The organism is Flavobacterium sp. NRK F7 (assembly GCF_024054195.1).
Taxonomy (GTDB): Bacteria; Bacteroidota; Bacteroidia; order Flavobacteriales; family Flavobacteriaceae; genus Flavobacterium.
The window spans coordinates 25,170-37,929 of record NZ_JAMXLB010000001.1 but is presented as its reverse complement, the minus strand read 5'-3'; the positions used below and the strand labels follow the sequence as shown (position 1 = coordinate 37,929).

Sequence of the window (12,760 nt, the reverse complement as noted above, 5' to 3'; positions counted from 1 at the left end):
TTAACATGGAAGCATATAACAACTCAATTTATCCTGTTTTTGAGGCCGATCAAGTGTTGAGTCAAAAAGAACTTAATGCTTTAGTAAGTCATTTAGAAGAACAAGATCGTCTGACTAGAAAAAATCTCATAGGTATAGGAATCGTTTGTGGATTAGATATCACTTTTCCGAATACGAAATCTGTAACTATTGCTTGTGGAACAGCCGTTACTTCTTTAGGTTTTCAAATGGCTTGGAAAGGAGCTACTTTTACCCAATTCAGAGACTATGAAATTCCGGATACCTTTTTACAACCAGATTATACAAGGGAACCTTATTTACAGTCTATTTTTGAGTACAGTGCTTCTTATGAAGTAATAAAAAATTGTGTTGAATTACTTCCTAATACTACTACGGGGCCAGATGTTCAAGTATTGCCAGATGCTTTTTTTGAAGATAAAATTATTTTGCTTTTTTTAGAAGTAACGCTTATTGATCAAAAGAATTGTGTGACTACCAATTGTGATGATAAAGGTAAAAGAATGGAATTCAATGTAAGACCATTAGTTATTCCTTTCAATGAGATTACAAAAGAATGGCTTACCAAGTATGCTTCCACCAAAACCTATGATGCCTTAGCATTTCCTAGATATAATGTTTCTAACCAATTTAAAAAAATAACCACGGCTAATGAGGTTTTAGAAGAGTTTAAAAAAGTAATCAAAAACAACTATTTAAAAAATATATCAGATTCCATTCAAAATATATATACTGATTTTCAAAATATTGTCACTAGTACAGATGGATTATCTGCATTGGAACAAGCTTTACCCGTTTTAAACCAAACGGTTGATATCTATAAAGAAGGACTTTCAGTACAATATTTATGGGATTGGGTTTTTGATATTACGGAAGCGTATAATGAAATTGTTGCTTTTAGTAAATTGAACCCTTCTTTATGTTGTGTAGACGAGCAACTATTTCCTTTTCATGTCGTTTTAGGAGGAATTTCTTCGGTGGAAGAAGCTTATAGAACTCCTTTTATCCCTACATTAAATTCGAGTTATGAAACCAAGGCAAAACGAAAAGAAATCACCTTTTTATTTCAGAAATTAGCACTTCTCATTAACAGTTTTGAAATTCCAAAGCAGACCACTATTAAAGTGACTCCTTCTACCATTGGAAAAGCTACTTTAAGTGAAAAAGCAATCCCTTTTTATTACAATTCAATTGAAGAATTAAATAAAAAATGGAATCCTAAATTAACAGCAGAAAATAAAAACGACACCATTTTATCTTATCATGCCGATGCATCTAACTATACTGATAAGGATTGGGTAAAGCAGCCTTTGTTATATGATTTGGAACCCTATAATTTTTTTAGAATTGAAGGTCACATTGGTAAAAACTATGAAGAGGCATTAGTACAATTAACAAGTCTAAAAGACAATTTCAATTTGCCATTTAAGATTATTGCATTAAATGCACAATCATTTTTAAATAAAGAAGTAGATATAAAAAATCATCAAGGAGATTGGGGCGATTTGGAATTGGATTATGATATGTCAAGAACCAAAGTCTTTAATATTACTCAAGCGGTTGTTAATTGGATAACACTAAATAAACAAAAAATTATCTCAGAATCTTTAATGACTGAGAATACCATTGCGTCACTTAAAAATATTCTTACAGAAGTAAAAACATTACTTACAGAAGATTTGACCGAATTTCTTTCTAATTACAAAGGATTTTATGAAATCTTTAAAAACTTAAACATACTTTTCTTATTTCACCGTTTTTGTTTAACCTTAAACCGCACCAGTCTCTCTGTTATTGCAGAAGATTTAATCGATCATTTGGATGAAATTAATGAGTTGTTTTTAGAAGATCCTTTTACTGTAATTTATAATGAGGCACTTAAAAGATGGTCGCAAATTTATAAAGAATTATTTTTAAGTACTTTCCTAGAAAAACACAAAGGAATGGAACACAAAGCAGGAGTAACAAAAGGAGGAACTTTTATTATGGTTTATTCTGATAGTAGTATTTTCAAAAAGCGAATTATTCCTGTAAATCAACTCACTTTACTCAATACGATTACCAATTATAATGCAGCAATCAATTTAGGGGAAAATTCAGATAGTATTAAAGATGAAATTAAAGATAGTGTGGTTTTAACCAAGACCAATTTTAAAGAAGAATTACCATATAATCCAGATGCTTTAAAAGATTGTAAAGAGCAAACGGAAGTCATCAAACAGAATTTAATCAAATTGGCAAATTATAATCTGTCTACCAATTATCCGAAATACATGCAAGATTTCTTTGTGGGTAATTTAGGCTCCTTATTGCAATTTGAACCCAGCGAATCAGTTAATCAAAACAACATACAGGAAAAAGTGATTCTCGCTGATTTCTACATTCCTTATCTGTGCTGTTCGCAAGGAAACAATATCAATATCGTATTGGGAAATCAAGAGCCCACTATAGGTGATTTTGATCCAACAGATTTTAATACTGAAGATTTTCAAACCAACTAAAATAACATTAAAAAAACAATATTATGGCAACTAGAAACTCCGTAGAAACTAAAATAGCAGCAATTAATGATAGAGGAAACAATACCGCTGCTGAAGTTAGAGATGTACTAACTGAATTATTAAATTATACTGAAAATCAAGCTAGTTTAGAAACGTTTCAAGTTGTATCTGCAAGTCCTATTGCAAGTACTACAAACGATAAAAAATTATTTTTTTCTATTAAAGGAATTAAAGGAGAAACGGCTAACATGACTTTGGTGGTGAAGCCCATTCCAAATGCAACTCCTACAGATACGAATCAAGTACTTTTTATGGTTCCTTTTAATCAAACTAGTGGAAGTTTAACAGTTGAAAACTTCAATTTATTAGCAGGAAATGATACGGAGGGAATTCTTCCATTAATTGATAACCGAAATTTTTTAATGTATACCATTCCTATTAACGGAAATGAAACAGGACAAGGCAATCTTGTAATAGCTTTAGCAAGAAACTTTAATGATTTCCAAAATATGCTATTATTGTCTATTTCCAATTTCTCAACAGGTGTAATTTCAACTTCTATATCGATGCATGTTCAAAAATTTGAAGAATCGTTAATTGATAATGTAACTAATGGAAACATTAACGTTGCAGCAGGTCCAAGAGCGAGAGCTACAGCACCAACAGAGAAAGATATTGTCGCTTTTTTTAATCGATTATTTAGTAAAAAGTAAAAAGCAATGCATCTTATTCAGCAACATATGATCGAAATTGAATGCGCTTCCCAAAACTTTGGGAAAGAGCTACAAAATCAATTGAGCTTGCTGTTAGAAAAGGAATTTTATCCAAAACTAGAACTATTGCTTCAAAAATATGATGTAAAAAATCACATTTGGAATATCGATTGTTTGTCTTTGGAATTACCTATTCTTTCTAAAAAATACTGGAAGGAAGAATTTATTGAAAAAAGCTTACTTCAAATTGAAGACTATTTAAAAATGAACCGTGATGCCAAAGATTATGATTCTAGTGCTCATCCATGGAAGCATTTAATCACTAAAAATGATTTGGCTAAAGCCTTATTTTTTGAATATTTGAAAACAGGGTTGGTTAAAGAAAATAGTATTTCAAAAAATATTGCTTCTGTTGTATTAGAAATAACAGTGGATCAATTCTTTATTGAAGAGTTACTTTCCCTTTATAGAGAAAACTTAGATAGTTTAATGCGGTGGATTTTTTCAATTCCAGCTTCTTTTAAAAGAATAGTAGTCAAAAAAATAAAAGACTATTCGAATGAAATCATTTTTGTCTTAATTGCAATTTTTGAGCAAGAAGTAAGTAATAACCAGCGTATACTTAAAAAGAGCTTTAGTAAAATTACTCAAAATAAAGTGATAGAGAAGCAATGGTTTGAATTTGTGCAGTGGTTTATTTATTTAGGCAGGAATACAATTTCTCAGCCTCAATTAAAGAGTGCTTTTTTTAGACTTGCAAAAGCCTTTTGGGATTTAGATACAAGCGAAGTTGCAGCAATTAGTAGCTTTCTTTTAGAAAAAATGGAGTCTCACAATAGTATTGCAAAAAATGAAATAACTGCTTTTTTTCAGAATTGTTTGTCCAAGGAGGCCAATAATAATCAGAATGTGTTAACAATTGCTAATGAAGTAAAACAAAATATAAAAAACAATCCTTCAAATGTAGCATTTGAAAATATAAAAGATCAAGAAATAATATATGTAAGCAATGGAGGTTTAGTGCTTTTACACCCTTTTTTGAAAACGCTTTTTGAACAATTACACTTTTGTTCTTCTGAGGGTTTTTGGAAAGATAAGCTACAACAACATAAAGCCATTTTGTTAACGCAATTTTTAATAGATGGTTCTGACCGGTTTAGAGAATCTGATTTGATTTTGAATAAGATTTTATGTGGTTTTGCAGTTCAAGAAATTGTCAATGTAAAAATAAAATTAACAAAAAAAGAAAAACAAAAAGGAATTCGATTATTAGAAGCAGTAAAATCGCATTGGAAAGTAATGAGCACCTCATCAATAGAAGCGTTACAACAAACTTTTTTGCAAAGAGAGGCTAAGTTAGGGTTTTTACCAAACCATGAATATGAACTTTGGATGGAAGAAAAAGGAGTTGATATTTTACTTGATCAATTACCTTGGGGACTGGGTATGATTCAAACCCCATGGATGGAGAATTATTTAATTTGTCATTGGAATTAAAAAAAAGAAAGCATATGGAAAGCGTATTTTTACAAAGAGAGACCACTTCAACAGCGTCAAAAGGGAGTACTTTTTTTAAACCTACTATTCAAAAAAAATTAAGTGTAGGTAGTGCAACAGATTCTTATGAAGTAGAGGCTGATATAATGGCTAATCGGGTGATGAGCATGAAAACTTCTTCAAAAACTAATGTGAATCAAACTGGCTCATTGGTCCAAAGAAAATGTGCTGCTTGCGAACAAGAAGAAAAAATTCAAAAAAAACCATTAGCAGAAAGTATAACGCCATTAATTCAACGTTCCTCTTCAGAAAAAGGAGGTGAAGCATCTACTCAAGTTGAAAATCAAATCAACAGTTCCAAAGGGAATGGTGCTACTATGGATGGTGAAACCAAAAATTTTATGGAAACTCGATTTGGAACTGACTTTTCTGACGTAAAAATTCATACAGGGAGTCAAGCAGTACAAATGAGCAGGGAGTTAAATGCTCATGCTTTCACTGTAGGAAATGATATCTATTTTAATGAAGGAAAATACAATCCAAATTCGGATAGTGGTAAACATTTGTTAGCGCATGAATTAACGCACACAGTCCAACAAAGTGGTGGAATTGAGAGAAAAATCCAGAAACTTTCTATTTCTAGGGTTTCGAGAACATCTGGAACATGTGGACGTAGGAGTGTTAAATGGGATTTTACATTAGGAAGTGCAGCATCTAGTGATGGATATTTAGTTCAAAAAGTAGATGTCCACGAAATAAAATCTTCAGGTTGTCCTAGTATTTCTGGTCCACCAGCACCTATTTTAACTTTTTGGGAAGCTTTCCCTGTGGCTTCAGGAGCAAAAACTCATGGTTTGCAGCCTACAATTGGATATAGTGATGAAAGTGGATATGCCTCTAATCCAGGGACAAATGGAACCTCAGCTTCTTATGGAGAAGTTAAATTTTTTCTAAAAAGTGTAACAGGAGATTTAGGAGGATTTAGTACTGCTCCTGCTACACCAGGAGCTTGGGGGCCTGGAAGAGTGCCTCGAAGTGGAATAGTCCCCTCAACAGCATCAGAACCAAGTTGGTGGTCTGGAAGTCCAACTGAGGGACCCGAAAATAGAATGGCAAGTTCAGAATGGGATTGTTGCTCAACACCAAATGTTAGTAATATTACTTCAAATCCATAATTAAAAAATGAAAAAGGAACAAGAATTAGTAAATGCTTTGCATAATTTAAAAGCTTGGGGGAGTCAATATGAATTTGATGAAGAAGATTGGGAAAATTATAAAAAAACGGCAAAAATTATGCAAAAAAATAAGTCATGTATAGTGCAAGTCTTTGAACAATTTATGAATGAAACACTTCTCCTTCCTTTTTCTTCAGAAGAAGAATCAAAATTATTTCTCTTATTACGAATAATTTTTGATTTACCTGAATTAGATGATGTAAAGGATTTTAGACCTTTTAAAGGTTGGGTTAATTGGCCAGACTATACTAATGAAAACAAGGTTAACCTTTCTTGGCCCTTAAGATGGAAAGACAATAAACCACAACTTATTGCTAATTATGAAGGATCAATGGGATTGCCTTATCAAGCTTTAGACGAGTATAATTATTTTTTAGGGAAATACCCTTTTAGAAAGATTGAATGAAATTTATTGTTAACTGTAGATGGATATAACACAAAAAAAGACAGAAGCCAGCTTAAAAAAAGGTATAACAAAACCAAAAAAATCTTTTTTTAGTCCAGTTATTATGAAAAAACTTCAGATTGGTTCAGCCAATGATTCTTACGAAGTTGAAGCAGATAATATGGCCAATCGTGTGATGTACATGAAAGCACCTTCAAAGACAAATATCAATCCAACAGGTTCATTGGTACAAAGAAAATGTGAAGCTTGCGAACAAGAAGAAAAAATTCAAAAAAAATCATTAGCAGAATCTATTACTCCATTAATTCAACGTTCCTCTACTGAAAAAGGAGGTGAGGCATCTACTCATGTAGAGAATCAAATCAACAGTTCTAAAGGAAGTGGTGCTACAATGGATGGGGAAACCAAAACTTTTATGGAAACTCGATTTGGAACTGACTTTTCTAAGGTTAAAATTCATACAGGTAGTCAAGCGGTGGAAATGAGTAAAGAATTAAATGCTCATGCTTTTACAGTAGGAAATGATATCTATTTTAATGAAGGAAAATACAATCCAAATTCAGATAGTGGTAAACATTTATTAGCACATGAATTGACACATACTATTCAGCAAAGCAGTGGTATTGAAAAGAAAGTGCAAAGAATTCCAACTCAAAGTGGAATCGAAGAAGGGAGATACAATTTTTCTACTCATTGCGGTTGGATTGATTGGAGTCATGCCAGCCCGACAGTCCCACAGCGACTCATTCAAGAGATCCAAAATGCTTCAGATCGAATTGCTGCAGGTGGAACAACACCCCAACCTGTTTTTGCACCAGCTATGGAGTCAAATGCGCCATATATTGGAACTCTTTTAAGTGGAGTAACACCACATTTTACTATTACTCGAGCATTAAGTTCGTCTGAGGTTTTACAAGTGGCCTTACGATTATGGCAAATGCAATCTTTAGGTTTTGAAGCACTCCAAAATTGGACAGAAAGTATAGGAGCTTCTTCTTTCTCTGAAGAGGACCTTACGTCGAATATAATAGCTTTTTATCAAGCAGCACAAAGTTTAAATCGCTCTCAAATTAGAAGTATGTGTGATATCTGGAATGAAGAACGATCAGTTACTCATTTTGAAACGTATCATTTTACCAGATGGGGAAGTTTTCAACCTCCTCATCTTCCATCTGGAGGTTCATGGCCATTTAACACAATAATTCCAGCACCATTAGATGGAAGTATGATGAGTGTTCCTGATGCAACTTTTGAAACTACAACGGATTCAGGTAGGTACTCTCTCGGTGGAATTCATTTAATTATGGAGGGTGGCTTGGAAATTAACTCATTAGAGGGTGAAACAATTGATATAAGTAGTACCTCTACAGACGATAGTGATGCTCCAAGATTTGAAATTGCACCATTAACTATTTCAAATGATTTACAATTTCGATGGATTATTGCCGATGATTCAGACAGAAGATATCTCATGTGGGGAGATTCTGGAGATGTGAAGCATTTCGGGAATCATCCATCGGCATTCATAAGACATCGTACAAGAGATTTATTAAGAAGAGAAAATATAAGCAGCGCTAGAATTCTCTGTAGAGCCATTACAGGTAGAAATCAACCTGGAGGTGTACAAAGATTATATACAAAACAAGTGAATTTTACCTGGTAATAAATATGATCCAAACCGTAGCACATAAAGAATCAAAACCAAAAGCAGCTGTAAATACTACACCTGCCTTTAAACCAGTAACCGTACAAAAGAAAATGAGCGTAGGTGCTGAAAATGATTCGTATGAGGCAGAAGCCGACGCTATTGCAGATAAAGTTTTGCAAATGGACAATGTAAAGCAACATCGCTTTACACAAACAAGTGCTTTGGTTCAAAAGAAATGTGCACACTGTGAGGAAGAAGAAAAAATCAGAAAAAAGCCGTTGGCAGAAACCATTACACCTTACATACAAAAAGCATCACTTGCAGCAACAACCGAGGTACAAGCTCCAGTACAAGTCGAAAATCAGATCATCACCACAAAAGGTTCTGGAAACAGATTAGACAATAGAACTAAAGATTACATGGAAGAACGATTTGGAGTGGATTTTTCAGATGTACGAATACATACTAATAGTCAGGCTGTCCAAATGAGCCAAGACTTGAATGCCAAGGCTTTTACAGTTGGTAATGATATTTATTTCAATCAAGGTCAATTTAACCCTAGTTCAAGTTCTGGTAAACATTTATTAGCCCATGAATTAACACATACCATTCAACAAAGTGGAAGTCAAGTACAACGGGTTCAAAAAAAAGGGACAGCTCAAATTATCCAACGTAATATTTTGGGCGATATAGGGAGAGGTATTGGAAGTGCTGCTTCCACTGCTTGGGATTATACAGGTGGGGCAGCCATACGATTTGGAGGGCGAGTAATTGAATGGGTAGAAGATAGAGCTGAGGATATTATTAATGAAATAGCTCCAGGTTTATTGCGTTTTTTACGTTCTAGTATTTGGGAGCCAATTCGAGACTTGATTGCAAGAGGTTTAGATGCTATGACGGGTGGCTTGTTTTCAAGATTACAAGAAGAAGGATTGTCAGGAATACTGCATGAATTTGTGGATACTATTATTGAAACCTTACAAGGAAATATTGAAGATGCCTGTAGAAGTTTTGCACAATTAGCAGAGAAAATTTTCAATTTCATTAGTAGTTTAAGTAGTGAAGCTTTAAGAAAATTGAGAGACACATTTACAAGAATAAGTGGCTTTTTTAGTGGTTTATGGAGTGATTACGGGAAACCTGCAATGGAAGCTATTAAACATTATGCTAGAGCTGCTTGGGATTGGGTTGAAGAAAAAGCCAGATGGTTATGGGATTTGATAGCACCAATTCGGAATGCGATTCAAAGAGCTTGGAATTGGATTAAAAGAATGTTTAATATTGCTTGGGAAGGTGTTACTTCCGTGTGGGATTGGTTAGTAGATAAAGCCACTGAAGCTTGGAATTGGATTAAGAGAGCCATAGAACCCATAAAAACACCTTTAATGGTTATAGGTGGTATTATTGTATTATTATCCCCTCTAGGAATATTTGCTGTCATTGGAGCTGCAGTATACGGGGTTTATAGAGCGGTTCAATGGATACGTGCTAATTGGGATAGTGAAGTTTTTGTTCGTTTCAGAAACTTTTTAAAAGAAAGTATTTTTGATCCATTACAAAGAGGAATACAACAGTTAAGAACCTTAGTTAACCAAGCTATGCAATGGTTAAGTAGTCAATTTCAAAGACTACAAGCCGCTTTTCAATCTTTAGTAAACGCAATTGCACAGTCTAGTATTTTTTCTTTTTTAAGAGGAATGGTACAAACGGTTTCCAATATGATACGTAGCGTTACGAGTTGGATTGTAACGCAAGCGAGAAGACTTGGAAACTTTATAGCTGAGGTGGCTCAAACCGTTTGGGCATTTATTAGACCTGCAGTTGTACTTGTAACTAAATTAATCATCTTAGCTAATTTTCCATGGATGATTCCAATAGTTCTTATGGCTTGGTATTGGCGATTAATGCCAGATTGTTTCAAACCTCCGATTATTAATTTCGTTTTAAGAGTTATGATAGGAGTTTTAAGAGCCATGCCAAATTTTGCTATGTTTGGTGAAACATGGGTACAAGTTAAAACAAGAATTATTTCTTTTTTACAAGAAACATTAGAAAAATCTGATGAAGAAAAAATAACGGTTGCAAATCGAGTAGCTAGAATGGTATCCGAAATGGATTTAAGTTTGTTAAGTAACCAAATTGCAGCAGCAGCTGGAGCACCAGCAGAGTTTGAAGGACAAATGGAAGAAGAATTACTCGGTGTAAACTTAACGCTTCCTTTACCGTTTGAGAGAACAAGTTTGGAAGAACCTTCATTACTTTCTCAATTTCAGTCTTCTGGATTAGAAGATAGTGTTGAAGCAGGTGATGCTGCTTTATTTAATCGTACAGAATATACCAATCAACATATCGACGTTGATAGTGTGGGAGAATTTGCTCCAAGTGCCGAATTGCAACAAGCTATTTTAAATCGAACAGGTACAGAAGAAGGAACTGTTGAATTTGGAAATTCTGAAGATCGTTCTAGAACAGTACATGGGATATTGTCAGAAATGGTAGCTTCTGGACCAGCTGATTCTGAAGGAACTCTAGGTTCGGAAGGAGTAGCTGTTGCTGATGAAAACACTCCTGATTTTTCACAAATGACACATGAAGAAGAAACAGAATATCGTTTGCAGCAGATGATGTCCCAAAGTAATGAAGAAGTTGCAAGACAAGCTTGTACTCCTCCTGCAAATGAAGGAGGTGCAGGTCCTGAAGCGGCTGCTAGTGCTTTTCCAGAGTCAGCTAAATTTGGCCCTTTAACTCGTGCACAAAGAGGAAGATATACCATGAATCAGATGGCCACTGGACTAAGTCATTGGTGGAGATGCAATAGAAATTGGCTTATACCAACAATTATTGGAGTAATTATCGTAATTGTTTTAGCAGAAGTTTTAACTGGTGGAGCTGTAACAGCTGCTTTACCAGGCATTTTAGCCGCACTTGGACCTATTATGATTGGAGTGGCTGTAGTTAGAGCGGCCTACTACTTAGGAGAATATGTATATAAATCTATAAGTGGAGATATTGCTGGTGCAAGTCGAGCTTTGGCAAGAGGATTTGCAGTTGCTGCAGTGGAAGCAATTTTTGCATTATTAGGAAGTTCGGCATTTTGGAAAACTTTAAAAGGAGGAATAGTTGGTGCAGGAAGAGCTGTTGGAAAAGCTGGAGGTGCAATTATTAGAGGAGCTGGAACCGCTCTTGCTGCTACTGGACGAGTAGGAAGAGGTATTGTTGAAGCTGTTAGTGCTGGAAGAAGATATGTTTTAGCTACTGTTGGTGCAGTAGTTAGCAGAGGAAAATTATTACTTCAAGGTGTTAGAGGAAGAGTTGGACGCGGAGTTAGAAGTTTAGAAGAACTAGGAGAAAGATTATTTTCTAGAGTTCGCTTTAGAAGATTTAGAATTCGATTTGCTAGAGGTTGGTTTAGATTAGAAGGATATATTAATCCTTGGGTACTTTTAGCGACGGGAAGATTACAAGAGATTGAACAAGGAAGATTAAGACCAGCTGGAGGAGGAGGATTATTAGATGACACTGTAAGATTAGGAGATGAAGTTTTGATTGGTTCAGGAAATACTAGGGGAATTATAGTAGGAGTTGAAAGTAATCAGAGTAGATTTGTAAGAGAATTAGATGATTTATCTAGAACCGCAAGGATTGATGAGTTTAGAGAGCTAAGAGGACCATTAGGTGGAAGATTATCAAGAGCAGATAGGTTAAGGATTATTCAAAATGGAGAAACCACAGCTGCTTTAAGAAGAGGAATCCCAACACATTTGCCGAATGGAATGCACCCTCCTAATTTTCAAGCACATCATATTATTCCTAGAGAATTAAGAGGTACATTTGATGATTTCTTTAGAAGAATAGGATTTAATATTGAAGATGGAGCAAGAAATGGAATCATGGTTCCTCCAGATTTGGCTACGAGATCAGCTGCAATTGCAAGTCATCCTAATTTAGCAACTCATTTCGGTAATTCTGCCTTACACCTAGGTTCGCATCCTTCCTATACTTTGCGAATTGAAGCAGAATTAATTCCTATAAGAAATGCATTAACCAATGGAGTAATAACTGAAGCACAAGCATTAGCACAAGTTGACGCGGTAATTGCAAGAGCTAGAACAGCAATTACTAATGGTGCTGGAGCTTCATTAAATAGTATAACATTTTAACTTAAAAAGATTATGGATACATATAAAAGACTTTTTCCTAACCTTGAAACAGGAAACTGTTATATTTCGAATTTGATTATTGATAAAGAATATCAAATGATTTTACACTTAGGAAAATCTTTAAAAGGAATGAAACCTCCTTTAGCTACTTTAAAAAATGTGAATGGTAAGAAAACAGACCTAATTTATGCTTTGGGGGGTAAATTAATCGTATCTGATAAATTAAAATTGTTTTTAGAAGAATCGAAAGACGCTTCATATTTTGAATTTATAGAAATTCAATTTGAAAATGCTAAAATGAACCCCTATTATATGTTAAATATTTTAGAATTAGTAGATGCTTTTGATTGGGAGAAATCAATCTACGAATTATTTGATGAATTAGGTCCGAAAGGAAATAAAGTAATTAGAAATTTAATTAAAATGGAAATTGATACATCCAAAACAAATCATAGAATACTTTTTAATTTGTTGCATTTTGAAGGACAAAACATAGTAACTATCAACTTGTATCATCAAATGGTCCGTTCAGGAATTACGGGTTTATTAATTGATCCTTTAGTTGGACATAAATAAAATAAT

At 34.1% G+C, this 12,760-nt stretch carries 8 protein-coding genes; all 8 read left to right on the top strand.

What is annotated here, in order from left to right:
* Positions 1 to 5: 5 nt before the first annotated feature.
* The gene (locus tag NHF47_RS00130) at positions 6 to 2,519 is read left to right on the top strand and encodes a hypothetical protein (protein ID WP_252763011.1); all 2,514 of its coding nucleotides are present in this window, start codon (positions 6 to 8) and stop codon (positions 2,517 to 2,519) included.
* Between the two features lie 23 nt (positions 2,520 to 2,542).
* Positions 2,543 to 3,232, top strand: coding sequence for a hypothetical protein (locus NHF47_RS00125; RefSeq protein WP_252763010.1), 690 nt, complete (start codon positions 2,543 to 2,545; stop codon positions 3,230 to 3,232).
* Between the two features lie 6 nt (positions 3,233 to 3,238).
* On the top strand, positions 3,239 to 4,729 hold the full coding sequence (locus tag NHF47_RS00120; RefSeq protein ID WP_252763009.1) for a contractile injection system tape measure protein: 1,491 nt from the start codon (positions 3,239 to 3,241) through the stop codon (positions 4,727 to 4,729).
* A 14-nt stretch (positions 4,730 to 4,743) separates the two neighbouring features.
* On the top strand, positions 4,744 to 5,904 hold the full coding sequence (locus NHF47_RS00115; protein WP_252763008.1) for a DUF4157 domain-containing protein: 1,161 nt from the start codon (positions 4,744 to 4,746) through the stop codon (positions 5,902 to 5,904).
* A 7-nt stretch (positions 5,905 to 5,911) separates the two neighbouring features.
* Positions 5,912 to 6,370 (top strand): hypothetical protein, encoded by a 459-nt coding sequence (locus tag NHF47_RS00110; protein ID WP_252763007.1) that lies wholly within the window; start codon positions 5,912 to 5,914, stop codon positions 6,368 to 6,370.
* A 103-nt stretch (positions 6,371 to 6,473) separates the two neighbouring features.
* Positions 6,474 to 8,033, top strand: a complete 1,560-nt coding sequence (locus NHF47_RS00105) for a DUF4157 domain-containing protein (protein WP_252763006.1) — start codon at positions 6,474 to 6,476, stop codon at positions 8,031 to 8,033.
* A gap of 5 nt (positions 8,034 to 8,038) precedes the next feature.
* Positions 8,039 to 12,178 (top strand): DUF4157 domain-containing protein, encoded by a 4,140-nt coding sequence (locus tag NHF47_RS00100; RefSeq protein ID WP_252763005.1) that lies wholly within the window; start codon positions 8,039 to 8,041, stop codon positions 12,176 to 12,178.
* A 12-nt stretch (positions 12,179 to 12,190) separates the two neighbouring features.
* Complete coding sequence (locus NHF47_RS00095) at positions 12,191 to 12,754, top strand: imm11 family protein (protein WP_252763004.1); 564 nt, start codon at positions 12,191 to 12,193, stop codon at positions 12,752 to 12,754.
* The last annotated feature ends 6 nt before the right edge of the window (positions 12,755 to 12,760 follow it).